This window comes from Aphanothece sacrum FPU1 (genome assembly GCF_003864295.1).
Classification (GTDB): domain Bacteria; phylum Cyanobacteriota; class Cyanobacteriia; order Cyanobacteriales; family Microcystaceae; genus Aphanothece_B; species Aphanothece_B sacrum.
In genome coordinates, this window is sequence record NZ_BDQK01000017.1 from 318,868 (window position 1) to 343,790 (window position 24,923).

At 37.9% G+C, this 24,923-nt stretch carries 21 protein-coding genes; 12 read left to right on the plus strand and 9 right to left on the minus strand.

The window, feature by feature from the left end:
• Nucleotides 1-265 precede the first annotated feature (265 nt).
• Nucleotides 266-2,197 (minus strand): squalene--hopene cyclase, encoded by a 1,932-nt coding sequence (gene shc, locus AsFPU1_RS21550; protein ID WP_125061184.1) that lies wholly within the window; start codon nt 2,195-2,197, stop codon nt 266-268.
• 275 nt (nt 2,198-2,472) lie between these two features.
• On the opposite strand from shc, the gene AsFPU1_RS21555 reads away from it, so the two are divergent.
• The 4 genes from AsFPU1_RS21555 (at nt 2,473) to AsFPU1_RS21570 (ending at nt 8,011) form a co-directional block, all read left to right on the plus strand.
• On the plus strand, nt 2,473-4,311 hold the full coding sequence (locus AsFPU1_RS21555; RefSeq protein WP_124976206.1) for an NAD(P)H-quinone oxidoreductase subunit F: 1,839 nt from the start codon (nt 2,473-2,475) through the stop codon (nt 4,309-4,311).
• Between the two features lie 65 nt (nt 4,312-4,376).
• Entirely contained in the window at nt 4,377-5,096 is a 720-nt protein-coding gene (locus AsFPU1_RS21560; protein WP_124976204.1) for a carbonic anhydrase, read from the plus strand.
• Between the two features lie 39 nt (nt 5,097-5,135).
• A complete protein-coding gene (locus AsFPU1_RS21565; RefSeq protein ID WP_124976202.1) occupies nt 5,136-6,629 on the plus strand; it encodes an NADH-quinone oxidoreductase subunit M in 1,494 nt (497 codons plus the stop codon).
• Nucleotides 6,630-6,715: 86 nt separating this feature from the next.
• The gene (locus AsFPU1_RS21570) at nt 6,716-8,011 is read left to right on the plus strand and encodes a CO2 hydration protein (protein WP_124976200.1); all 1,296 of its coding nucleotides are present in this window, start codon (nt 6,716-6,718) and stop codon (nt 8,009-8,011) included.
• A 231-nt stretch (nt 8,012-8,242) separates the two neighbouring features.
• On the opposite strand, the gene AsFPU1_RS21575 is transcribed toward AsFPU1_RS21570, so the two are convergent.
• The 4 genes from AsFPU1_RS21575 to rnhA all read right to left on the minus strand — a co-directional run bounded on the left by AsFPU1_RS21575 (nt 8,243) and on the right by rnhA (nt 11,053).
• Nucleotides 8,243-8,542: a DUF3240 family protein gene (locus AsFPU1_RS21575; protein WP_124976198.1), complete on the minus strand. Its 300-nt coding sequence runs from the start codon at nt 8,540-8,542 to the stop codon at nt 8,243-8,245.
• 246 nt (nt 8,543-8,788) lie between these two features.
• Nucleotides 8,789-9,085: a photosystem II assembly protein Psb34 gene (psb34, locus tag AsFPU1_RS21580; RefSeq protein ID WP_124976196.1), complete on the minus strand. Its 297-nt coding sequence runs from the start codon at nt 9,083-9,085 to the stop codon at nt 8,789-8,791.
• Between the two features lie 376 nt (nt 9,086-9,461).
• Nucleotides 9,462-10,295, minus strand: a complete 834-nt coding sequence (gene menB / locus AsFPU1_RS21585) for a 1,4-dihydroxy-2-naphthoyl-CoA synthase (protein WP_124976194.1) — start codon at nt 10,293-10,295, stop codon at nt 9,462-9,464.
• Between the two features lie 275 nt (nt 10,296-10,570).
• Nucleotides 10,571-11,053, minus strand: coding sequence for a ribonuclease HI (gene rnhA, locus AsFPU1_RS21590; RefSeq protein WP_125061185.1), 483 nt, complete (start codon nt 11,051-11,053; stop codon nt 10,571-10,573).
• Nucleotides 11,054-11,250: 197 nt separating this feature from the next.
• Here rnhA and bchM point away from each other — a divergent pair, with 197 nt between their 5' ends.
• The 5 genes from bchM to AsFPU1_RS21615 all read left to right on the plus strand — a co-directional run bounded on the left by bchM (nt 11,251) and on the right by AsFPU1_RS21615 (nt 17,945).
• Nucleotides 11,251-11,937: a magnesium protoporphyrin IX methyltransferase gene (gene bchM, locus AsFPU1_RS21595; protein WP_124976192.1), complete on the plus strand. Its 687-nt coding sequence runs from the start codon at nt 11,251-11,253 to the stop codon at nt 11,935-11,937.
• A gap of 267 nt (nt 11,938-12,204) precedes the next feature.
• Nucleotides 12,205-12,984, plus strand: coding sequence for a 3-methyl-2-oxobutanoate hydroxymethyltransferase (panB, locus tag AsFPU1_RS21600; protein WP_124976190.1), 780 nt, complete (start codon nt 12,205-12,207; stop codon nt 12,982-12,984).
• A 181-nt stretch (nt 12,985-13,165) separates the two neighbouring features.
• Nucleotides 13,166-15,091 carry an alkaline phosphatase gene (locus AsFPU1_RS21605; protein ID WP_227873571.1) on the plus strand — a complete coding sequence of 642 codons (1,926 nt, stop codon included), beginning with the start codon at nt 13,166-13,168 and terminating at the stop codon, nt 15,089-15,091.
• Between the two features lie 205 nt (nt 15,092-15,296).
• Complete coding sequence (locus AsFPU1_RS21610) at nt 15,297-16,538, plus strand: glycerophosphodiester phosphodiesterase (protein ID WP_124976186.1); 1,242 nt, start codon at nt 15,297-15,299, stop codon at nt 16,536-16,538.
• Between the two features lie 150 nt (nt 16,539-16,688).
• A complete protein-coding gene (locus AsFPU1_RS21615) occupies nt 16,689-17,945 on the plus strand; it encodes an esterase-like activity of phytase family protein (RefSeq protein ID WP_124976184.1) in 1,257 nt (418 codons plus the stop codon).
• A gap of 248 nt (nt 17,946-18,193) precedes the next feature.
• Here AsFPU1_RS21615 and AsFPU1_RS23360 read toward each other — a convergent pair whose 3' ends face one another.
• Together AsFPU1_RS23360 and AsFPU1_RS21620 are read right to left on the minus strand one after the other, a co-directional pair.
• Nucleotides 18,194-18,316, minus strand: a complete 123-nt coding sequence (locus tag AsFPU1_RS23360) for a DUF8629 family protein (RefSeq protein ID WP_265415814.1) — start codon at nt 18,314-18,316, stop codon at nt 18,194-18,196.
• Between the two features lie 68 nt (nt 18,317-18,384).
• A complete protein-coding gene (locus AsFPU1_RS21620) occupies nt 18,385-20,319 on the minus strand; it encodes a cation:proton antiporter (protein WP_124976182.1) in 1,935 nt (644 codons plus the stop codon).
• A gap of 356 nt (nt 20,320-20,675) precedes the next feature.
• Between AsFPU1_RS21620 and AsFPU1_RS21625 the strand changes: the two genes are divergently transcribed.
• The 3 genes from AsFPU1_RS21625 (at nt 20,676) to AsFPU1_RS21635 (ending at nt 24,147) form a co-directional block, all read left to right on the plus strand.
• Nucleotides 20,676-21,986 carry a glutamate-5-semialdehyde dehydrogenase gene (locus AsFPU1_RS21625; RefSeq protein WP_124976208.1) on the plus strand — a complete coding sequence of 437 codons (1,311 nt, stop codon included), beginning with the start codon at nt 20,676-20,678 and terminating at the stop codon, nt 21,984-21,986.
• A 212-nt stretch (nt 21,987-22,198) separates the two neighbouring features.
• A complete protein-coding gene (locus AsFPU1_RS21630) occupies nt 22,199-22,546 on the plus strand; it encodes a phage holin family protein (protein ID WP_124976180.1) in 348 nt (115 codons plus the stop codon).
• A gap of 131 nt (nt 22,547-22,677) precedes the next feature.
• A complete protein-coding gene (locus AsFPU1_RS21635; RefSeq protein ID WP_124976178.1) occupies nt 22,678-24,147 on the plus strand; it encodes a DNA phosphorothioation system restriction enzyme in 1,470 nt (489 codons plus the stop codon).
• A gap of 39 nt (nt 24,148-24,186) precedes the next feature.
• Here AsFPU1_RS21635 and AsFPU1_RS21640 read toward each other — a convergent pair whose 3' ends face one another.
• Nucleotides 24,187-24,519: a toxin-antitoxin system HicB family antitoxin gene (locus AsFPU1_RS21640; RefSeq protein ID WP_124976176.1), complete on the minus strand. Its 333-nt coding sequence runs from the start codon at nt 24,517-24,519 to the stop codon at nt 24,187-24,189.
• The gene (locus tag AsFPU1_RS21645) at nt 24,520-24,720 is read right to left on the minus strand and encodes a PIN domain-containing protein (protein WP_227873570.1); all 201 of its coding nucleotides are present in this window, start codon (nt 24,718-24,720) and stop codon (nt 24,520-24,522) included.
• Nucleotides 24,721-24,923: the final 203 nt, after the last annotated feature.

Consider the following 24,923-nt stretch of genomic DNA (forward strand, 5'->3'; position numbering starts at 1 on the left):
GTCCGACGAGCGCGGACGCTCATTGTAGGTTGCGTAGGCAACCTTTGTTTGTATAGCATAAGGCTTTAGCCTTTTATTCATTATTAATAGGAGTTACGCACTCAGAACCGAAAACCAGGATTTTGCGTCATTGCGAATGGATTATAGTATTAAACCCCTACAAAAGCGAATCGCCATGTCTAGAGAATCCTTGGGGTACGTGGTGCGTTAGGGAACGCACCCTACTTATATTTTATCGGGGTTAATGCCAAGGGATCTAAGTTTTTCAGGTATCGCCTAATTTTTGATAGCGACCTAAAGCTATTAATGGGAAATAATGACGATAGAGATGATAGCGAATATAAAAATGACGGGGAAACCCTGTTCCAGTAAACTCTCCTTCTTCCCAAGTTCCTTGAATATTTTGAGTGTTTAACAGATAGTTAATACCTCGTTTTATTGCCTCTTTAGGTAAATTTTTTAAGGCTTCTCCTGCGTCTAATAATCCAATTAATGCCCAAGCAGTTTGAGAAGCAGTACTATTTCCTTTTCCTTTAAGGTTAGGGTCATTATAACTGCGACAAGTTTCTCCCCAACCACCATCACTATTTTGACAGCTAAGTAACCAGTTAACCCCTTTTTCAAGTTGAGGACGATGTTTGTCTATTTCCATCACCGCTAAAGCAGATAATACCCCACTGGTTCCATAAATATAATTGACTCCCCATCTTCCAAACCAACTGCCATCTTTTTCCTGTTCTTGGTATAAGTAATTGAGGGCTTTTTGAACGCGATCGCTATCTATTTTCAGATGACAAGATCCTAACATTTCTATTACCCTGGCGGTAACATCGGCACTATTAGGATCAATCATAGCTTTTAAGTCTCCATAAGGAATCTCATTCAACCAATTTTGATCATTATTAACATCAAATGCGGCCCAACCTCCAGGTTTACATTGCATGGTTTCTATCCATTGAAGACAGCGATCAATGGCTGCTTTTTTCCGTTCTTCATCGGGTATTTTTATGTTATTAAGTGCCATTACAACTACCCCAGAATCGTCGATATCGGGATAAAAACGGTTAACAAATTCAAAAGCCCAACCGCCTGGTTTTCCAGTCTTATTTTTAATGGCCCAATCCCCATATTCTAAGCATTGTTTATCTAATAACCAATTACCACCTTTAACTAAAGAGAAATGATCTTTAGGTAAACCTGATTCTGTCAATGCACGTATAGCCCATGCGGTATCCCATACGGGAGAAACACAAGCTTGTACTCGATAGGTATCTTCTTCTTCTATGGAAAAGCGATCAATTGCTTCAAATCCTCGTTGAACAGAAGGATCAGCAACATTATAATTTAAGACCCGAAAAGCGATTAAAGAATTGACCATGGGGGGCATAATTCCGCCCCAATCTCCGCTTTCTTGTTGATGATTTAATACCCATCTTTCTGCCGCTTTAAGACTTTTTTTGCGGAGGGGAACTAAATCAAGTGTTTCAGCTAATTTAAATACTTTATCGAAAATTAAAAAGATATCACCCCAATTGTTATTACGAGGTAAATTATACTTGACATTTTCTACCCCTTCTGCATACAATTCATTGAGATTAAATATAGGATCTACTGAAAAAACGGGCTTATCATTAAAGACAATTAATAGGGGAACTGTACTTTCTCTAGCCCAACTTGCCATTTCATAGATAGTGAAAGGAAAGTTATCAGGCAATAGCATAATCCAAGAGGGAATAGACGGTATTCCCTTCCAGTCATAACAACCAATTAAGGCTAAATGAAACTTAGTAAAAATGCGAGTTTTACTAATACCACCTTTGCTAATAATAAAGTCTTTAGCGCGAATTAAAGCGGAGTCATTTTGAGGAACTTCTAATAAACGTAAAGCCATATAAGCTTCGACTGAGGTACTAATATCTCCTCCGTCTCCAGAAAAAAGTTCCCACCCTCCATGTTCTCGTTGTTGATGACGTAAATAATTTTCGATTTTATGCAAGGGACGAGTTTTGTCTGTTCCCCAAATTTTATGCAATAAGACGGTTTCGGCAGTTAGAGTGACATTAGACTCTAATTCTCCCCACCAGTACCCATCGGGATATTGTAAAGATAGTAGATAGTTTTGGCTGGCCGTAATCCCATCGTTAAGGGATAAAGGGTTAGGATTTTGTTCTTTAGTCAGTCTATCTTGGGTCTGCATCAATGATTCCGTTCTACTCCTTGGTATTTCTCTAGGTTAGCAATTAATTCACTAATGAGGACATATACCAGGGAACTCAAGATCCTTAACTACAAGTATATATGTTCGTAAAATCCATATAAATAAATGACATAAAATTGACTAAAAGCTATGATTAGTGCATAATAAAATCTAACCAATTAAAGAAGTTAGGTCATCTGTAAATGAGTAAGATTAAGCTAATCCTTGTTTATTCCCTCTTATTGGTGACTGAAAGCAGTTTTTGAGGAAATTTTATGTTAGATTCCTTTAGCCAAACAGTTTGGCTAGTCCCATTATATGCCTTAATGGGGGCCTTATTGATACTCCCCTGGTCTCCTGGTATTATTCGTCAAACGGGCCCTAGGCCATCCGGTTATATTAGTATTCTGATGACCGTAGTATCTCTCCTTCATAGTATATTTGCGTTGCAAGCAATTTGGCAAAAACCGCCTCAATATTTATCGATAAATTGGTTAGAAACGACCAGTTTAAATATTCCTCTAGATCTAGAAATTTCTACCATTACTGTTGGGGCATTAGTTCTTATTACTGGGTTAAATTTAGCGGCTCAAATTTTCGCTATCGGTTACTTAGAAATGGATTGGGGATGGGCGCGTTTTTATGCATTAATGGCTTTATTTGAGGGGGGGATGTGTTCTTTAGTATTATGTAATTCCCTCTTTTTTAGCTATGTAGTTCTGGAAGTTTTAACCCTGGGAACTTATTTATTAATTGGGTTTTGGTTTAACCAATCTTTAGTAGTCACTGGGGCCAGAGATGCTTTTTTAACTAAACGGATAGGGGACTTAATTTTATTAATGGCCGTGGTGACCTTATTACCGTTGGCCGGAACTTGGAATTATAATGACTTAGCCGTTTGGGCCCATACATCCCTTGTTGACCCTACCATTGCCAATTTACTCTGTTTAACTTTAATTGCCGGCCCTGTGGGCAAATGCGCTCAATTTCCCCTACATTTATGGTTAGATGAAGCTATGGAAGGCCCCATACCTGCTACCATTCTACGGAATGCCTTAGTCGTCTCTACAGGGGCCTGGATATTAGTTAAATTACAGCCTGTTTTAGCCTTATCTCCCCTAGCATTAACCGTAATGGTGTCTATTGGGTCTGTAACGGCAATAGGGGCATCTTTAATAGCGATCGCTCAAATTGATGTTAAACGTTCCCTATCTTACTCTGTAAGTGCTTACATGGGGTTAGAGTTCATCGCCATCGGCACCGGACAAACCGAAACGGCCTTACTATTATTGTTAACCTATGCGATCGCTATGGGGTTATTGGTAATGAGTATTGGGGCCATAGTTTTCAACAATATTAGTCAAGATTTGACTCAATATGGTGGTTTATGGTCACGTCGTCCCATTTCGGGTATTTGTTACCTCGTAGGTGGACTCACTTTAGTCGCTTTTCCTCCCTTGGGTGGGTTTTGGCCCTTGCAACAACTCGCAGACGGATTAGCCTCCGTTTCTCCTCTATTATTGGGGGTGTTACTGTTAGTCAATGGGTTAACGGCCTTTAGTGTCACCCGTGAGTTTAGTATCATTTTTGGCGGACAACCTAAACCCATGACGGTACGTTCTCCTGAAGGTTTATGGCCTTTGGTAGTACCGGCCACAGTGGTAATGGGAGTTGCCGTACATTTGCCGATTTTATTCTTTAAATGGGAAATATTGTCTGAATGGGCTACGATTAATCTATCTAGTACGGGGCTTCTGATATTATCGACTGTGGCGGGTATTAGTGCAGCAGCCTTTGTGTATTTAGGCGATCGCATTTCTAAGCCAGTTAAACTTAACCCCCAATGGTTGCAAGATTTCTTTGCTTATGATTTGTATACACCGCAATTATATCGTATTACTATTGTAGCTGCGGTTGGTATTATTTCGGGTTTAGTTAATTGGTTTGATAAATTCATTGTAGATGGGATAGTTAATTTCGTGGGACTGGCCACGCTTTTTGGTGGACAAGGATTAAAGTATAATGTGTCAGGACAAGGACAATTTTATATTTTTACCATGTTTCTTGGACTAGCTTTATTAGTCTCTATTCTGTTTTTCCCTCTCTTGTCTTAATTGTTTCTTGCTTTCTTACTCATCATTGTTTACACTTTGATTTAATCAATTGTTAGGAGTTTTTCATGAATTCAGATTCTTCCAAATTTGATCTATCTCGTCGTAATCTCATCAAGTACGGTGGTGGTTTCATCGGTACAGGACTATTAGCTGCAGCTATCGGTACAGAAGCTTTAACCCCTTCTCCTGTGGTTGCTCAAAATGATATGACCCCTGATCAAGCTTTAGCAAAATTAATGGAAGGTAATAAACGTTTTACCGCCATGAAAAGCAAAAATCCTAATCAAGATATAGTGCGTCTAAAAGAAGTAGCTAAAGGACAAAAACCCTTTGCTGCTGTGTTGAGTTGTGCTGATTCGAGAGTGCCAATAGAAATCGTTTTTGATCAAGGTTTAGGGGATGTCTTTGTTTGCCGCGATGCAGGAAATATCGCCATTAAAGAAGAAGTGGGCAGCTTAGAATTTGGAACCTTAGTGTTAGGAGCTAAGATATTATTAGTCATTGGTCATGAAAGTTGCGGAGCAATTATTGCTGCCATGAAAGGAGGTAATTTTCCTGGTTCTATTGGCAGTTTTATAGACGAAATTCAGCCTGCAATTACAGAATTCAAAGGCAAACAAGATGACGTAAATGCTGTCAGAAAAGCAACAGAAGCTAATGTTTTACATCAAGTAAACATTTTAAAAAGATCTCCCGTCCTATCTGATTTAATAGCTAACAATAAGCTTAAAATTGTTGGGGCTTATTATGATTTAGATACAGGAAAAATCACCGTAGTCAGTTAAAATTCACTGTCAGTTTTCAAATGGTTTAGGAATAATAAAATGCTCAGTGCTTTACTAATTTTACCAATCGTAGGGGCGGCAATTGTCGGATTTTTGCCTCTGACATCAGATGGCACAAAAACACGCCAGATAACCCTATTTTTTACGGGTTTATCCTTCATTTGGAGTCTTATTCTCCTCAAACAATTTAATCCCAATACTCCTGGATTTCAGTTTGCAGAATACCTACCTTGGGCAGATTCCATCGGTTTAAGCTACACTGTAGGCATTGATGGAATCTCACTTCCTTTACTAATTCTTAATAGTTTTCTCACAGGATTTGCTATTTTCAGTATCGGAGAAAACGTAGAGCGTCCCCGTCTTTATTATTCCTTAATACTATTAAGTAATGGGGGAATTGCTGGAGCATTAATGGCACAGAATCTACTTTTATTTGTGCTATTTTATGAATTAGAATTAATTCCCTTTTACCTAATGATTGCGATTTGGGGAGGAGAAAAACGAGGCTATGCTTCTACTAAATTCCTTATTTATACTGCCCTCTCAGGATTATTAGTATTAGCAGGATTTCTCGGCATAACTTTTTTAAGTGGGTCAGCTAACTTTGATTATCTTTCCATTCACTTAGAACAGCTTTCTCTCAACACCCGTTTAATTTTATTAACCTTACTTTTAGTAGGGTTTGGTATCAAAATTCCCTTAGTTCCTTTACATACATGGTTGCCAGATGCTTATACAGAAGCATCACCCGCCGTTACCATCCTTTTAGGGGGAATTTTCGCCAAATTAGGAACCTATGGCTTAATTCGCTTTGGTTTACAACTGTTTCCTGAAACTTGGTCTCTCATGGGTTCTGGTTTAGCTATCATTGGTACGATTAGTGTACTATATGGAGCTTTAAGTGCGATCGCCCAAAAAGACATCAAACGGATGGTTGCTTATAGTTCCATCGGACACATGGGTTATATCTTGGTGGCCGTAGCAGCAGGAACCCAATTAAGCATTTTAGGGGCCGTAACCCAAATGATTAGTCATGGCTTAATTTTAGCCCTTCTTTTCTATTTGGTGGGCATTGTGGAACGCAAAGCAGGAACCCGCGACCTAGACATTCTCAACGGGTTAATGAACCCCATCCGAGGTTTACCTTTGACGAGTGCCTTATTAATTTTAGCAGGGATGGCCAGTGCAGGAATTCCGGGTTTAGTCGGATTTATAGCCGAATTCATGGTATTTCAAGGAAGTTTTACCGTTTTCCCCATTGCTACTTTACTTTGTATCATTGCATCAGGTTTAACGGCTGTTTACTTCGTTATTCTTTTGAACCGTACCTGTTTTGGCAAATTAGACAACAAACGGGCCTATTATCCAAAAGTGTTAGCTATAGAGAATATTCCCGCTTTAATTCTAACTGCAATAATCATCTTTTTTGGTGTTCAACCTAACTATTTAGTCCGTTTAATCGAACCTACAACTAATGCAATGGTAGCTCATTTATCCCCTATTAATCAGTCTCAAATTGCGATTAAACCTTAATAATTAAGGGCTTAATAATATTAAGCCCCTACAAATTTTGTTTCTACATATTGATAAGCCAGGCTAAACTTACAGGATAATCAACAATGACAAGCACTTTAAATTCGACTAAATTACCTCCTTCTAACCATGAATTTGCTGATGTAATTCACCGTTTAGAAGCGGGAGGATCAATGTTACCTGATACACCAGAAAACTTGATGCAAATTATCGGTATTTATAAAGCGTATGCTGTACCGATGGACTTCTACTGGCGCGATCTTTTATACATTGCGGAACGAGTATTTTTAGACCCCCTTCCCTTCTTTAAATATTTCTTACCTCAAGAATATTTAGATCTCCATAATCATTATGCGGGAGATGATGCAGACTTAAGAATTTGGCGAGGACAAGCAACTGCCCATCCTGAATTATTAGAATTTATGGAAAATGGCAAAACTGGCAAAATGTCCAAACTGTTTCATCATCTAAACCATGACCGTATTAACATGGAATTTGCCGAAGCTTGTATGCGGGCCATGTTGTGGCATGGTCGAGATATGGGATGGGGTAAATTTGATTCTTATCTTGACAGTGACGAATACAAAGCAAATGCAGATAAGGCAATTAAAGCCTATTTTAAAGATAATCCTGCTATGTTAAAGCTATATAAATTATTCCCTGATATGTTCTTAGAACAGGTGCGTCAGCTTTCCTATTATTCTAATTTAGGACTATTTTGGGAAGTCATGGCCCCTGTATTTTTTGAGATGTCAGATATTTATGATGAGGGAGGTTTTAAAGGGGTTCCTGATGCCATGAATTTTCTGGTTAATGGTATTTTTGCCATTGCGGGTCGTCCTATTTATCATCATGTTTATATTGGGGAAGAATGTTACGAAATTATCCCTAAATCTAAGGCGTTTACTTGGTTATATGAAGCCGCGTTACCTTACGTTGAAGCCGTATTTTATCGCACAGCACCCTTTAGAGGAACTAAGTCTTATAATGCTCAAGCAAAACAAGTTCCTGATGAACAAAAAGACTTTCACTATGGCATTTTATATGCAGATGTTTTCCCCGTAGGAACTGCGGGAATACCTCCCACATTGTTAATGGATGATATGTATCATTTTCTCCCTGATTACTTGATAAAATATTATCAAGAACATTGTCGTGGGGAAGATGATATCTTGATTCAATTAGGCATTACATTTCAACGTTCCATGTATAATGTAACTTCTGCTGTTATTCAAGCATTGAGAACAGCTTTGTTATATCCTTTAGATGATACAAACCCCAAACATTTACAGAAAAATCGTCAATTTTTTGAAGCACAAATTGATCGGTTTAAACGTCCAGAAGCGCGTTTAAGGGATGTTCAGAACCAAGAATATCGTTAACTGTAGGGTGGGCAATGCCCACCTTTTTAATTTTTAAAAATTAGTACCATTCTCAAAAAATGATCAAGTATCATATCTATTAGGGTCTTTCTTCTGCTTCTGAGTCTCCTCTGATTTTTGTTTGGGCTTTTTGGTCTCTCTGTTACCTTTTTTCTCTTTTTCTTTTGACATAATAATTCTCTAAATTTGGTTAATTTGGTCTAGGTCTAAGGGTTGAGTAAAAATTGTGACTTATGCAAACAACCCTTCTACTGTGTTTCGGAAAGCTATCAACGCATGATTGGTCTCAAAATGATTCAGTTCATCAAGTAACTGATCAGACTTCTCTGGTGTCACAATGGTTTTGACTTCAATGTTTGTGTTATAACCAGCAACATCTCCCATGCGGCTACCATGACTACCCGAACCCTGGGCCGGAATAATCGTATAGCCAGAGACACCGACTATTTGTAGTAGATTTATCAGACGATCCTGTAAATAGGCCTCACAGATGATAGTAAAAAGAATACCCTGGCTAAAAGTTGGGGACATAACAGCCTCCTCTGATGACTATAGTTGTAAACGTTTAATGTTATTAAATAAGACTCGATGCCAAATCTAAAAACATGAGACTTCCTGCTTCAAGCCATCAACAGGCAATTTGGTTAGTTTTTTACTAATATATTTTGCTTTAAAGTTACTTACCTGAAGGAAAAAATACTTTTGCAAGAAGTCTAATCAATATTTGAAGGTTGAATGGTTATGCTATTTTTAAGGATCTTTAGGGCGTTTCTACTCCTAGCTTACGGCAAAGGCAACCCACACAATGAAAGCAACGAACACCATCGCGATCGCGCCTTGTAAGAGATAACGTCGTTGTTGATAGGGTGCAGGATAAGTTGCCGGTTGCAGGTCCGGTTCAATAGCGTAGTTATTGAACAGTCCTTCATCGTCTACTGTATAGCCATCTCCCAATGGCTTATTAAGGGATATATTACCGTCGTCATCCAAACTCCCTTGGACTTCAGCCGGAATTAGCTCACTGCCATCACTTACAGGACGTTCTAATGCCCTTGTTTCTGTGTTGTTGGGCATAATTGCAACCTCTATTAAAAATACATTATAACACAAATTAATTCATAATATTTATTTTTAAATTGTTTGGTCACATATCGATACAATTTTGAAGGGCAAGAAAATGTGGGGGTCAACGGCCCTCATTGGTGTCAACTTAGTCCAAAACGCCGACAGGCTAAAGCCTGTGGCTATACCAACGAAGTCCGACGAGCGCGGACTTTCTGTAAAATTAGCCAGCCGATGCTGGCTTTGTACAGTTAACCCCACCCTTGTCAGGGTGTGGGTGGGATAGTGAGAAAGCTTGCACCCCGTCAAGTTTCGCCTTAAGTTGACACCGATGAACGGCCGTTGACCCCTACGATTCATGACAGTTAATTGTTAACAGTTAACAGATTTAAGGTAGCCAAGGATACTGATGAAAATTAGGAGGACGTTTTTCTAAAAATGCTTGTTTACCTTCTGCTCCTTCTTCGGTCATATAATAAAGTAAAGTCGCATTTCCGGCTAATTCTTGTAACCCAGCTTGTCCATCACAATCAGCATTAAACGCCGCTTTTAAACAACGAATAGCAATAGGACTTTTTCCTAAAATTTCCTGACCCCATTTAACCCCTTCTTCCTCTAATTTGTCAAGTGGAACTACACAATTAATTAACCCCATTTCTAACGCTTCTTGGGCTGTATATTGACGACATAAATACCAAATTTCTCTGGCTTTTTTCTGTCCAACAATACGGGCTAAATAACTAGCCCCAAACCCTCCATCAAAACTACCAACTTTAGGGCCTGTTTGTCCAAAAATGCCATTATCAGCCGCAATAGTCAGGTCACAAACTAAATGTAAAACATGACCTCCACCAATAGCATAACCCGCGACCAAAGCAATAACAACTTTAGGCATAGAACGGATTAAACGTTGTAGATCAAGCACATTTAAACGAGGAACCCCTTCATCATCTAAATACCCTGCTTGACCCCTGACACTTTGATCTCCTCCTGCACAAAAAGCATATTTCCCATCAGTATGAGGCCCAGTCCCAGTTAATAAAATTACCCCAATTTGTCGGTCTTCTCGTGCATCAGAGAAAGCCTCATACAATTCAAAAACTGTCTTAGGACGAAAAGCGTTTCGTTTATGGGGACGATTGATAGTTATTTTAGCAAGTCCTTGCCATTTATGATAGAGAATGTCTTCATAATTTTTCACAATTTGCCATTGAGTTTCCATAAGTTATTCGAGTTAATGGGCGGTAATTTCTACCCTATTTAAGCAAAAAATGTTCCATAATAAGAAATAGGTAAGACTTCTTTAAGAATTCATCGGCTCTCCCGACATCTTGGGAGAAACTGTATAATAGGCTACAATATTGAAAATGGTGGGTTACGACGCGCCCTAAATCTTATTAGTTTTACCTCAAAATCGTTGCCGCGTCTAATCCACCCTACGAATCATAAGCTTTACTTATCACCACACATACGGGAGAGCCATAATTTCCATATAAATTACACTTTATTTTCATAAACTTCATCAGAAGGTAATGCTTTTTGTTGAGAAGCACGGACAGCTAATTGATCACAATATTCATTTTCTTTATGACCATTATGACCTTTTATCCAAACAAATTCTACCTCATGTTGTTGACATAAATCTAATAATCTTTGCCAAAGATCAGAATTTTTAGCTACTTCTTTTTCATTACGTTTCCAGCCATTCGCTTGCCACTTTTTCGCCCAACCTTGAGTAATAGAATCAACCACATAACGAGAATCCGTATAAAGAGTAACAGAACACTTCATTGTCAGAGATTCTAATCCCACAATAGCTGCCATCATTTCCATGCGGTTATTAGTCGTTAAACAAAAGCCACCAGAAAGTTCTTTTCGATGTTCATTATATAATAAAATAACTCCATATCCCCCCGAACCTGGATTACCAGAACAAGCTCCATCAGTATAAATTTCTACTTTTTTAAGACAATCATTCATAGAGTTTTTTCCCTTAGTTTGTCAGATAAATTGAATCAACTTGTAGGTTGGTTTGAGGAACGAAACCCAACACAATCTCTTAGATAAATTACAATCATATTTTACCCCATAGCTTGAATCAGACAATAGAGAAGAAGTTCCCCAAAATCTGCTAAAGTATAAAGTTGTCCCCAACTATTTTAGAGTAAGACCCGCTTATGAACACAATTGATGACAAAACCATTGTTAAAGACTATTTCAACGCCACTGGATTTGATCGTTGGCGTAGAATTTATGGGGATGGAGAAGTTAACAAAGTCCAAGAAGATATTCGCATCGGACATCAAAAAACAATTGATACCGTGTTAGACTGGTTAAAAGGGGAAGAAAATCTCGCCAGTTTATCGGTTTGTGATGCAGGATGTGGTGTAGGAAGTTTAAGTATTCCTTTGGCTGAAGCAGGGGCTAAAATCTCCGCTAGTGATATTTCCGAAAAAATGGTGCAAGAGGCTACTAAAAGGGCTAAAGAAACATTAGGAGAATCAAACAATGTCACCTTTATGGTGCAAGATTTAGAAGGGTTAACCGGAGAATATGACACTGTTATTTGTCTGGATGTATTAATCCATTATCCGACGGAAGATGCAGGGAAAATGATTAATCATTTGTCATCTTTAGCTAAATCTAGACTCATTATTAGTTTTGCTCCTAAAACTTTATGTTTGACCCTTCTTAAGAAAATTGGTGAATTGTTTCCTGGCCCAAGTAAAACTACTCGTGCTTATCAACATCGAGAAAAAGAGATTGTTCAAATATTAGAAAATAACGGCTTTAAAATTCAAAGAAAAGCCATGAATAGCACCCGTTTTTATTACTCTCGGATTTTAGAAGCGACTCGTAACTAATTCCGATTCTTCAGTATATGTTATGATAAATTATCATGAATAATAGACCTTAACTTTTCATAGTAGGGGTCAACGGCATTAATAATGAATAAAAGGCTAAAGCCTTATCCTATAGAAACGAAGTCCGACGAGCGCGGACTAGATTATAGGTTGCGCAGGCAATCCTTGTTTGTATAGCTTAACTCTGAGCGAGTTAAAGTCTATTATTTGTGATAATTTAGCATAACTTGTCCGGTAGAACCATTATTTTAAGATAATTTTAATCCCATGGCACTCACCATTCAACATCTAATTTCCTGGAAACAACAAGGCCGTTCTATTATTACTTTAACCGCTTGGGATTATGCGATCGCGCAACTTCTAGATACTGCGGGGGTTGATATTATTTTGGTGGGGGATTCTTTAGGCATGGTAGCTTTAGGTTATGAGACAACTTTGCCCCTAACTCTTGATGCTATGTTACACCATGCGGCGGCTGTTCGTCGAGGAGTAAAACGTGCTTTAATTGTGTGTGATTTACCCTTTTTAAGCTATCAAGAAAGCATTAGTCAAGCTATTAATACCGCAGGACGAGTGTTAAAAGAAACAGGTGTACAGGCGGTTAAGTTGGAAGGGGGACATCCACAAGCCATCGAAACGGTAAGTCGATTGAGTGCCATTGGGATTCCTGTGATGGGACATATTGGGTTAACCCCGCAATCTGTCCATCTTTTGGGGTATCGTCAACAAGGACAAACTCCTATGGATGCTGAGCGTATTATAACAGAAGCGATCGCCTTAGAGAATGCGGGGGCGTTTGCTATTGTTTTAGAACATATTCCTAGCTTCTTAGCGGCTCAAATTACAGCAAAATTGGCGATTCCTACCATTGGGATTGGGGCGGGGCCAAATTGTGATGGACAAGTATTAGTAACGGCGGATTTATTAGGATTATCCGAGAAACAGCCCCCTTTTGCCAAATCTTATGTCAATTTACGTCACATTATTACTGAGGCAGTGGGAGAGTTTTCTTGGGAAGTACGAGAGGGAAAATTCCCTCAGTCTTGAATGGCCATCGATCTCAGGTTAATACAAATTCCTTAATCTTGTCTTCTTGAATTGATAAATAGGACTTAAAGTCAACATAGACAGGGCTTAAAGTGAGTATTCTAAGCTTCTCTTAAAGACTGAGTTTATATCAAGTGTGCAGAGGACTTCAGATCTAATGGCATTTCTAAATTTTTATTCATTGACTAAATTTTCCGCGACTTTGATCGCGCTTAGTACAGTAATAATAGTCTCTCTCCCTGTTCGAGCAGCCAGTGTAACCAATACCAAAAACGTCATCGTCATGATTGGAGATGGTATGGGTTGGGAAATGGCCCGTGCTGCAGCGATTCAAAAGCAAATTAATGCAGGAAATACAGGTAATAGCTTAAGTGATTTCTACACATCAGGTAAAGGGTCAGGATTAGCTTTCCAAGAGCTTTCTAACTATGTCCTATCAACCACTTACGGAACAACTATTGCCCCCCCTAATGGAACTTTTAGCACCGGTAGATCGGCTCTTGATGGTACTATTGACTTAACGGGAGCAAGTCCCTTCTTACCTGGCTTTGTCTTCAATCCCACCTACAACCCCGGTACAACTCCTACTGGAGGAGCTTCTAACCCCAATCCTTACGCGGTAGGTAATCTCGTTGGTTATGATCCCGTACGTGGGGGTACTACTCCTTGGGATGCAGCTTATTACGGCGGGTCAATTCCTTCAGGATTTGATAAAGAGTATATCAAACTTAGCTATCCTGATTCAGCAAATACGGCGACTACTCTTTACACAGGAGTCAAGAGTTATAACAATGCTATCGGTGTTGATATTTACGAAAAACCTTTAGATTCAACCTTGAAGATGGCGGCAGAAGCCGGAAAATCTACTGGTTTAGTCACTTCTGTTCCTATCGATCATGCCACTCCAGGGGCTGCCTCCGCTAACGTCAACCGTCGTAGTAAGTACGATGCCAACTTCCCTGCATTGGATAATATTCTACAACAGCAACTCAGACTCTATCAACCTACAGTAATTTTGGGAGGTGGTAATCCTCTGAGTAACCCTGTGCCCCTTCAGCCAGATGTAGAAGGAGTCCCCCGTCCTCAGTCAGACTATACCTATATTACTAAAGAAAACTACGACTATTTAGTTGCTAATCCAGTAAATAACCGCTACGATTACCAATTTTTACAAAATGGGGCTGGTGCAACCAACACTTTATTAACAGCAGCAGCAGCACTCGATCCCAATAATGGCGATCGCCTTTTAGGATTATATGGGGCGCAAGGACAAAATGGTAACTTACCCATTAATTCGGCTGATGGGACTTACCAGAATACTGGTTTAGATCTGTTTTCTTTGTATAGTTCGGCTCAAGCAGGAAATCCTCGCAATATTACCCCAGGAATTCCTAATCCTGATACAGTACGTCCTCTACGTCCTGGAGAAACCGATGCTCAGTTTATTGCCAGACAGTTAGATGAGAATCCCCGTCTTAAAGACCTCACCCAAGCTGCTTTAACGGTTCTAGAGAAAGATCCTGATGGTTTCTGGTTAATGATTGAAGGTGGCGATATTGATTGGGCCGCACATGATAACAATCTCGATAACCTCATCGGTGCTGTGTCTGATTTTAACGATTCAGTCGCATATGTAACAAACTGGATTGCTAATAATGGGGGTTGGGAGGAGAACTTATTGTTGGTAACAGCCGATCATGACCATTATTTCACCCTCAATGATAATTTTCCCGAATTGTTACGAACCGTCGGGGCCCATGACTTAACTTATTCAAATAATACTCCCGCTAGTGCGGGTCATTTCTGGGGTTCTACTGGATCTAATCCCGCTAATGCTAACTCTTTGGTTAAGTATAACTGGGGTACTCACAGTAATCGTCCTGTTCCTGTTTATTTTCAAGGAAATGGGTCAGAAGTGTTGCTTAATTCCGTCGGTCAGGGTTATGACGCATATGGTCAAGCTGTTCCGGGAATTGCAGGTTTAGTAGATCAATCCCATATTGCTCGGACTCAGATTCAAGCACTACAAACGGTTCCTGAACCTGGAACCGTAACGGGGTTAGCTGTGTTTGGCTTATTTGCTTTAGGAATGAAACGCAAGCACTAAAAAATATAGATCATAGGTTCTGATGGCGTGATTGCACAAAAGTATAGGAAGGCTTGGAACATTACTAAAACCTGAAATCTTCTGACAACAAACTTTTAGATTATATGGTATGGCGGTGGGTTACGCTCTCGCTAACCCACCCTACAAATATCAGATTTCATCAGGCATTAAACAGATTTAAATTATTGATTGAGGAGTATTAATTATGTTGCGTTATTCTGGATTTATCGTATTAGGTTCTGCTCTTTTAAGTCTCATGCCAACAGATCAATTATTGGCTTCATCTCTTAATACTTTAAATGGTCAAACACCAATTGTTATTGGACACCGAGGCGCAAGTGGTTATCGTCCTGAACATACATTAGCAAGCTATCAATTAGCGATTGAACAGGGGGCAGATTTTATTGAACCCGATCTAGTTTCTACCAAAGATGGCTTTTTAATTGCTCGTCATGAAGTTAATATTAAAGATACAACTAATGTTGCTGATATCCCCGCATTTGCTTCTCGGTTTACCACAAAAATCATTGATGGTGTGGCAGAAACTGGTTGGTTTGCAGATGACTTTACCTTGGCTGAAATTAAGACTCTACGGGCAAAAGAACGTCTTCCTTTTCGGGATCAATCCTTTAACGGTTTGTTTGAGATTCCTACTCTTGAGGAAATCATTAATTTAGTTAAACAAGAAGAAATTAATACTGGGAAAAAAATTGGTATTTACCCAGAAACAAAACATCCTACTTATCATGATTCTGTTGGTTTATCTTTAGAAGAACCCCTAGTTGAAACCTTAGTCAATAATGGATTTACTGATCCTAGTCGAGTATTTATTCAGTCTTTTGAAGTTGCTAACTTACAGCAACTTAATACTCTGATTAATGTGCCGTTAGTTCAACTTTTAGATGCAGATAGTGTTGCGCTAGATGGTACTTTAATTGAAAACCAACCCTACGATTTTGTTGTTAGTGGCGACTCTCGCACCTATGGAGATTTGCGGACTCCTGCGGGGTTAGCTGAAATCGCCTCTTATGCTGATGGTATTGGCCCCTGGAAACGGATGATTGTTTCTGTAAAAGGGGTTGATCTTGATGGAAATGGACAAGCAGATGATGTCAATGGCGATGGTGTAGTCAATGATGCGGATAAGACAAAAGTTCCTCCTACTTCATTAGTAAATGATGCTCATACGGCTGGTTTATTAGTCCATCCTTATACTTTTCGTAATGAACCTCGCTATTTAGCGGCAGACTATAATGGCGACCCCAACTCGGAATATCAACAGTTCTTTAAATTAGGGGTTGATGGCGTATTTAGTGATTCTCCTGATACGGCAGTTACTGTGCGTAATAAATTTGTAGTATCTGTTCCTGAACCTACGAATATTTTCGGAATTATTGCTCTAGGTATCAGCAATTTTTTTAGAAGAAGAAAAGGCTGGTCTAAATAAATAAACGAATGTTTGTAGTAAGCACTTTAGGGCTTGAAAGCTTTGTATAATAATGATTAAAGTCATAAATATGAACTTTTCTATTGTGACTTTAATTATGATCACCTACTTACTTAACTTATCGTAATCAAATTAGTGGAGATAATTATCATGCAACAGCAAAAAAAGAGTTTTTCTGCCAATCTATTCCTCGCTTCTGGATTATTAAGTAGCTTAACCATCAGCTTAGTAAATACCCAACCTGTTCAAGCATCTTCTTTGCAATTAAACTTTATTGGTCAGTCTATCATTCCCACGGTCACTCAATATCAGGGAACAACGGTCGGGGGTTTATCTGGTATTACTTACGATTCTGCTAATAATAGTTTTTATACTATTTCTGATGATCGCAGTCAAGTTAACCCGGCGCGTTTTTATACGGCAAATATTGATACTACTCAGTTTAATGCTAATGGAGTCAATAGCGGTGTTACTTTTACGGGTGTTACCACCCTTCTACAACTAGGAGGAACTACTTTTCCTGCGTTAAGTCTTGACCCTGAAGCAATCACTTTAGTTAATGGTAATCAACTGTTTATTTCCTCGGAAGGGAATGCTCAACCTACTAATATTATTAATCCTTTTGTCAATCGTTTTTCTTTAGCTACAGGACAGCAAAATTTCGCTTTACCTGTTAATTCTAAATTCAATCCTGTTTTTTCTGGTACGACACAAATCGCTGGAATTCGTAATAATTTAGCCTTTGAAAGTTTAACCGCAACACCTAACAGTCAATTTTTATTTACTGCTACTGAAAATGCCATAGTTCAGGATGGGCCAGTAGCTAGTTTATCTAGCGGGACTCCTTCTCGTATTATTCAATACGATCTCAATAGTAATCAGGAAATTGCCGAATTTCTCTACTATACTGATCCTGTTGCTTTACCCCCTAATCCTTCTAATGCTTTTAATACTAATGGTTTAGTAGATTTATTAGCTTTAGATAATACAGGACAAAATTTTCTAGCCTTAGAACGTTCTTTTTCTAGTGGCGCAATTGGAACTCCTGGAAATATGGGAAATACAGTGAAAATTTTTCAAGTTTCTCTAGCTGGATCTTCCAATATTATCAATAATAATTCTCTGATTGCTAGTGGAACAGGAGGCATTATTCCTGCACAAAAAACTTTATTATTAGACCTGACAAATTTGGGAATTCCTATTGATAATGTTGAAGGAATGACTTTTGGTTCAACTTTGCCAAATGGACAGCGATCGCTTATTTTAGTCAGTGATAATAATTTTAGTTCCACTCAGTTTACCCAATTTCTAGCTTTTGGTGTTCAATCTGTACCGGAACCAACTACTACTATCGGTTTACTCATTTTTGGGATTGCGGGATTAATTAAACATAAAAATCGCGGTTAATACCATTTTCCACAACCAAATATAGGGCGGGTTTATTTAACTTTTTTGTGAGAATCATTGATTTATGCAAAAAACCGGCTCTCCCGACATCTTGGTATAAAATGTATGTCGCAGCTACAATACTTAAGATGGTGGGTTACGACGCGCCTTTAAACTTATGAGTTTTTCATCAAAATCATAGCCGCGTCTAACCCACCCTACAAATTATAAGCTTTACTTATCACCACAGGTACGGGAGATCCATTTGCTTAGTGTGCTGACCCATTGCCATCATAATTATCAGAGTCATAAAATCCATTCTTAGTCCCAAAAAATAGACAAGAAACAATAAAGATTCCGGTTAAGATGACCAGAAGTAATTTAACGTCCATAATAAGGAGGCTCCTCACTATTCAAAAGTTTTCACCTTAATATTAACAAAAACATCAAAATCCTTTTATTAAGACTTCATAGTGGCCGTCCAAGAATCTGAGGCCACTGGTTCTTTCATTCGGGAAACCAGGGGGATTTCTTCCACTTCTGATAAGGGTTCTAAGACTAACTCACGGGAAGATTGAATGCCTCCAGAAAGACGTTTGAGCAGTTTTGGACGGGGATCATGTAAAAGATACATCACTTCATCCGCAAGTTGCCAGTCTTCCGTTGCTTTAACCACTTGTAGACTACCTTGTCGTTTAACTAATAAGGGTAAGAGTTCGCCTGCTCGAATTAGAGCCTGAAAATGAGCCTGTTGTAAAGAAAATCCGGGTTCTTTAAAGGAAGTTTTCCCTAATTTAATTTGTCCTTCATGGAGATATTCATTCCATGTTTTAATCAACTGTTGATCGACAAAAGCCGCATTTACTTTGGTTTTATGATTATTTTGCGGGGAATTACTGGGAAAAACAGCAAATACACGAGGAGGATGAAATTCTTCTACTGCTCGCTGAGCCAAAACGAGATTAACCTCTCCATTACTGGTTAAGGCCATAAACGTTCCCATAGACTGAATACCCGCTTCTTCTAAGACATCAGGGTCAAGTCCACTACTTTGAAACACTGACAACCCTTCAAGTTGAGCTTGATAACAGGATTCGGGATCAGTATCAATCAATACAACTGATTCCCCTTGTTGTTGAAACAATCTTCCTATTAAACGTCCCAAGGAATTACAGCCAATAATAACGGCTCCGGTTGCTTCTAAGGAATTAATTTTTAAAGTTTGAGCTACCCAACGGGCCGATAACCCTTGAACAAAAACTGTCATCATAATGGTGAGAAAAACCATCGCTTTGATGGACTCTCCCCCATTAATGCCCCTTTGGGTCAATAAAATAGCAAATAGAGAAGCCACTGAGGCTGAGACAATGCCTCGTGGAGAAATCCAAGCTAAAAATAGTTTTTGTCGCCAACTCAGTCCACTGTTAATTGTACACACAGCCACACTAATAGGCCGTACCACCAACATCAGGGTCAGAACTGTTAAAACACTGCCCCATCCTAAAGCAAAGATACTATCAATTGAGAGATCTGCTGCTAATAGGACAAACAAAACTGACACAGATAATACGGTTAGTTGTCCTTTAAAGCGTCTAATGAGCCTTTCTTCAGGAATAGCGGAAGCCTTCAAGACAACACCTGCAACCACCGTAGCCATTAGTCCAGATTCACTACGACACAGTTGGGACAACCCAAACAGTCCCCAAACTCCGGCTAAAACAATCAGATTTTTGAGATCGTCTGATAAAAAGTTCGTATTTTTGAGAATAAACCCTAATAAACCCCCACCAAGCCCCCCAATAATCAGGCCAATGACAAATCGTATCCCTAAACCGCTAAAAATTTCTATCGCACTAGCATTACTATTAAGAATTGTATCTAATACCACTACCGCCAAAATTGCTCCTACCGGGTCAATGAGAACCCCTTCACCTTCAAGCAAGGTGGCCACTTGGCGATCAACCTGAACTTGTTTGAGTAGGGGACTAATGACTGTTGGCCCCGTCACAACCACTAAGGCTGCATAGAGAAAGGCAATAGACCAAGGAAATTCAGCTAACCAGTGGGCTGCCATTCCTCCCCCAATTAAGGTGATCAGAGTGCCAACGGTAACAAGATTTCGCAGTGTCCCTGATACCCGTCCCAAATCTCGTAATTCTAAATTTAATCCGCCCTCAAACAAGATAATGGCAACTGATAAGGCTACTAATACTTCTAATCCTACTCCTAGTTGATGGGGATGGAGCAGGTTTAGCACTTCTGGCCCCAAAAGAATGCCAAACAACAGTAAAAAAACAATACTCGGTACTTTCAAAAATTCTGCTGCCACTTGTGCGCTGATGCCTGCAAGAACAGTCATCACAATTTGTAAAGTTAGTTCAAAAGATTCTTCCATAGCGTTATAGATGGCAGGCCACTCTTATTAAGTGTGCTTCCTTCTAATGACCTCCTGTGAATTGGTGACTAATTCGGTGAAAAATTCCCTTGAAATATAAATAAATGGAATTTGCCGTTAGATCATTACCCTGAGTATTCTAGCATTTAGGTTCTAGAAGGAGTTACTGACTTAGCAATCAGTTATAACATTAATATTAATGCAATTCCTCCAAGTTATCTTTTTAGTCTCTAAGATAATATCCCTCACAACTTGATTTAAACATCAATTAATTGTTAAGAATCTATGCGATTTTGCTCCTTTTTTTATTAATTTTGTTAAGATAATTATCCTAACAATAAATATTTTAAACTATGATGGTCGCCACTACTTCTCAATCTTTATCTCTGATTGAAATTGCTCAAAAAACTCGTGAATCCTCCCGTCAATTAGCCATTCTTTCAACAGAAGCTCGTAATCAGGCAATAGAAGCGATGGCTGAAGCTTTAGAAATGGCTTCCCATGAAATTATACAAGCTAATGAAGCTGACTGTCAAGCAGCAGAATTCGCCGGAATTTCTCAACCTTTATATAACCGTTTAAAGCTAGGAGAAACGAAATTAAAAGCCACTATAAAGGGGGTTAGAGATGTCATTAAATTATCTGATCCTGTCGGTAGTATACAAATTAAAAGAGAATTAGATCAAGGATTAATATTAAAACGAGTTACCTGTCCTTTAGGGGTATTAGGTATCATTTTTGAAGCTCGTCCTGAAGCTTTAATTCAAATTACCAGTTTAGCTATAAAATCTGGTAATGGAGTAATTTTGAAAGGAGGGAAAGAAGCTATTAAGTCTTGTCAAATTTTAGTTAAAGTTATTCGAGAGGCTTTAATTAATACTCAAGTTAATCCTGATGCGGTACAACTTTTGACTACTCGTGAAGAAATTCAAGCTTTATTAGAGTTAGATAAATATGTCGATCTAATTATTCCTAGAGGCTCTAATGAATTTGTGCGTTATATTCAAGCAAATACTATTATTCCTGTCTTAGGTCATGCGGATGGTATTTGTCATTTATATATAGATAAAGAAGCAGATATAGAGAAGGCTATCTCTATTACTATAGATTCTAAAACTCAATATCCTGCTGCTTGTAATGCTATTGAAACTTTATTGGTTCATGGAGATATTGCAGGAAAAATTTTACCACAAATAGCACAAGCATTAATTACCCATAAAGTAGAATTAAAAGGGGATAAATTAACTAAAAATTATCTTAATATTACAGTCGCAACTGATGAAGATTGGAAGACGGAATATAGTGATCTAATTTTGTCTATTAAGATTGTAGAATCTTTAGAAGAAGCGATTAATCACATTAATACTTATGGTTCAAAACATACGGATGCTATTGTGACAGAAGATAATAATGTGGCTGAAATTTTCTTAAATAAAGTTGATGCGGCGGGGGTATTTCATAACTGTTCAACTCGGTTTGCTGATGGGTTTCGTTATGGGTTTGGGGCCGAAGTAGGAATCAGTACCCAAAAAATGCCCCCTAGAGGCCCTGTTGGATTGGAAGGTTTGGTAACATATAAATATCAAATGACAGGAAATGGCCATATAGTAGACACTTATTCTGGTGAAAATAGTAAATCTTTTACCCATAAAGATCTGTTAGAGTAGATAGGATAAGTAGGTAAACAAAATTAATTATACAAAATTTGTAGTAGGGGCGGGTTTTTTACATAAATCAATGATTCTCACCAAAAAACTGGATAAACCCGCCCCTATTACCCTTGTTACTCAACCATTACGACTATATCAAAACCCGCGCCTTGACTGTGCAATTAATTTTGCTTTGGTACTTAACATTCTTTAGGAGAGAATAGGTTATTATGGATCTTTTAATCGCTTGGTTAGTAACTGCAATCAGTTTATTAATTATTGCTCAATTACCTATTGGGGTAGAGATTGATAATTTTGGTAAAGCGTTAGTCGCAGCCATTGTTTTTGGCATTTTGAATGCGGTTATTAAACCGATTTTAGTTGTTTTAACGATTCCTTTAACTATCTTAACTTTGGGTTTATTTTTGTTTGTTGTAAATGCCATTGTCTTTGGTTTAGCGGCAGCTTTAGTTCAAGGTTTTAGGTTACGTTATGGGTTTTGGAGTGCCATTTTTGGTTCAGTTTTCCTCAGTATAGTTAATAGTTTGTTATTGAATATTGTCAAGAGTGCAACTTAATTTGACACCTTGAAAGCTGACACATTGAAATCTGACACCTTGAAAGTTAACACCTTGAAAGGTGTAGCTAAGAAAACGAAGCCCGCCTTCGCGGGCTTAAATATTCGGTTATTATGATATAATTAAGTAAGATGGATGAAGATAACATTATTAATTTAAGCATTGATTGGGATAGATTAATACAAGAATATGAAAAGCGATCGCGTCGTTCTCAAGTAGCAGAAAAAAAAGGAATTTATCAGGTTTCCTCTCAAAAAAATCCTAGTTTACCCCCTTCTATTCAATTACGAGATTATCAACAGCAAGCGGTTATTAATTGGTTTAAAAATAAGGGTAGAGGAACATTAAAAATGGCTACTGGAAGCGGTAAAACTATTACTGCTTTAGCCATTGCTATAGAATTATATCAAAAAATAGGACTAAAAGTTTTATTAGTTGTTTGTCCTTATCGTCATTTAGTCACCCAATGGGACAGAGAATGTCAAAAGTTTAACCTCAATCCTATTTTAGCATTTGATAGCGTTCATCACTGGCAAAATGAATTGTCTAATCAATTATATAATATTCATTCAAGTCATCAATCTTTTTTGACTATTATTACTACAAACTCTACTTTAATTAGCGAAGGATTTCAATCTCAAGTTAAATTTTTCCCTGACAAAAGTTTAATTATTGGTGATGAAGCACATCATTTAGGTTCCCCTCGTCTTGAAGAAAGTTTACCTCGAAATATTGGTTTAAGATTAGCTTTATCTGCCACTCCTGAAAGATATTTTGATGAAGAAGGAACCGAGTCATTATTGAGTTATTTTGGAAAAATAATTCAACCAGAATTCACCTTAAAAGATGCCATCAAAAAACAAGCATTAGTCTCTTATTTATACTATCCTATTTTTGTTGAATTAACAGAATCAGAAGCTTTTATTTATGCTAAATTAACACAGCGAATTGGTTGGGCATTAGCTAAGAATGAAAGGTTGATCAATAATGAAAATCTCACCTCTTTATTAATGCAGCGATCGCGGTTAATAGGTACAGCAGAAAATAAATTAATAGCCTTACAAGAGTTAATGAAAACTCGTTTAGATACCCATCATACACTCTTTTATTGTGGAGATGGTTATATAGACAATGGAACCCATAATTATCAACGACAAATTGAAGCTGTTACCCGTATTTTAGGAGTAGAATTAGGATATAGAGTTAATACTTATACAGCAGAAACTCCTTTAGAAGAACGAGAAAAAATCCGACAACAATTTGAGAGAGGAGACTTACAAGGGTTAGTATCAATTCGTTGTTTAGATGAAGGAGTAGACATACCTGAAATTCAACAAGCGGTAATTTTAGCAAGTACAGGAAACCCGCATCAATTTATTCAAAGACGAGGACGAGTTTTACGTCCCTATCCTAATAAGAAACAAGCTACCATTTATGATATGATAGTTATGCCTCCAGATTTAGATCGGGCAACTTGGGAAGTGGAAAGAAACTTATTAAGAAAAGAATTAAAACGGTTTATGGAATTTGCTAAAATTGCTAATAATGCTGAAGAAGCAAGTCAAAAATTAATGGACATTCAAGAACAATATAAATTATAATTAAATAAATGTTGTATATTTGCTCTTATTTAGGATCATCTACTTCGTTGATTTTTTTTGAGAAATTTTATGACTTAATTGATCAAAAATTTCTTGACTTAATTCGTCATCTGAGGTAACTTTTTCTCGTTGAGATAATATGACATCAATACTTTTATCGTCTATTTCTCCTAATTCTTGAATTAGATGAAAAAATGATTGCTTTTGTTGTGTAATGTCGTTTTCTGATAGACTGGTAACAGTATAAGCAATAGAGACTTGACGGGTTAAAGCATAGACAATATATTGATTTAAAGATATTCCTTCTTTTTGGGCTAAATTAACTAATTGTTGATGAAGTGTTTCCGGTAATTTTACAGTTAAACGACTCATTTATTCCTCCTTATTATTGACTAATTTAATACCGAGTTCTGTGGGTGTCATCACTTGTAATCCTAACGCTTTTTTTGCCCTTTTAAAATCACGAATATTTGAAGTAATGATAATGGCATTTCCATTCATTCCACAGTCAATAACTAAATCATCTCCTGGGTCGGGAGAAGTAGGTCGCCATGTGTAGTATATTGAGATCAATAATATGTTTCTACCGGACTTATTCTGCTAAATTATCACAAATAATAAACTTTAACTCGCTCAGAGTTAAGCTATACAAACAAAGGTTGCCTACGCAACCTAGAATTTAGTCTGCGAAGGCGGACTTAGTTTTATAGGATCAGACATAAGATCTGTTATTAATTATTAGTTTAGCATAGTAAGTTCTGTAAAACAAAATGAAT

Coding starts and splice junctions, on each gene's coding strand:
- AsFPU1_RS21555 (WP_124976206.1), top strand. CDS start 2,473: ATGTTAGATTCCTTTAGCCAAACAGTTTGGCTAGTCCCATTATATGCC.
- rnhA (WP_125061185.1), bottom strand. CDS start 11,053: ATGAATGATTGTCTTAAAAAAGTAGAAATTTATACTGATGGAGCTTGT.
- AsFPU1_RS21565 (WP_124976202.1), top strand. CDS start 5,136: ATGCTCAGTGCTTTACTAATTTTACCAATCGTAGGGGCGGCAATTGTC.
- AsFPU1_RS21615 (WP_124976184.1), top strand. CDS start 16,689: ATGCAACAGCAAAAAAAGAGTTTTTCTGCCAATCTATTCCTCGCTTCT.
- panB (WP_124976190.1), top strand. CDS start 12,205: ATGGCACTCACCATTCAACATCTAATTTCCTGGAAACAACAAGGCCGT.
- psb34 (WP_124976196.1), bottom strand. CDS start 9,085: ATGCCCAACAACACAGAAACAAGGGCATTAGAACGTCCTGTAAGTGAT.
- AsFPU1_RS21575 (WP_124976198.1), bottom strand. CDS start 8,542: ATGTCCCCAACTTTTAGCCAGGGTATTCTTTTTACTATCATCTGTGAG.
- shc (WP_125061184.1), bottom strand. CDS start 2,197: ATGCAGACCCAAGATAGACTGACTAAAGAACAAAATCCTAACCCTTTA.
- AsFPU1_RS21640 (WP_124976176.1), bottom strand. CDS start 24,519: ATGAGTCGTTTAACTGTAAAATTACCGGAAACACTTCATCAACAATTA.
- AsFPU1_RS21610 (WP_124976186.1), top strand. CDS start 15,297: ATGTTGCGTTATTCTGGATTTATCGTATTAGGTTCTGCTCTTTTAAGT.
- menB (WP_124976194.1), bottom strand. CDS start 10,295: ATGGAAACTCAATGGCAAATTGTGAAAAATTATGAAGACATTCTCTAT.
- AsFPU1_RS21630 (WP_124976180.1), top strand. CDS start 22,199: ATGGATCTTTTAATCGCTTGGTTAGTAACTGCAATCAGTTTATTAATT.
- AsFPU1_RS21625 (WP_124976208.1), top strand. CDS start 20,676: ATGGTCGCCACTACTTCTCAATCTTTATCTCTGATTGAAATTGCTCAA.
- AsFPU1_RS21570 (WP_124976200.1), top strand. CDS start 6,716: ATGACAAGCACTTTAAATTCGACTAAATTACCTCCTTCTAACCATGAA.
- AsFPU1_RS21560 (WP_124976204.1), top strand. CDS start 4,377: ATGAATTCAGATTCTTCCAAATTTGATCTATCTCGTCGTAATCTCATC.
- bchM (WP_124976192.1), top strand. CDS start 11,251: ATGAACACAATTGATGACAAAACCATTGTTAAAGACTATTTCAACGCC.
- AsFPU1_RS21635 (WP_124976178.1), top strand. CDS start 22,678: ATGGATGAAGATAACATTATTAATTTAAGCATTGATTGGGATAGATTA.
- AsFPU1_RS21620 (WP_124976182.1), bottom strand. CDS start 20,319: ATGGAAGAATCTTTTGAACTAACTTTACAAATTGTGATGACTGTTCTT.
- AsFPU1_RS23360 (WP_265415814.1), bottom strand. CDS start 18,316: ATGGACGTTAAATTACTTCTGGTCATCTTAACCGGAATCTTTATTGTT.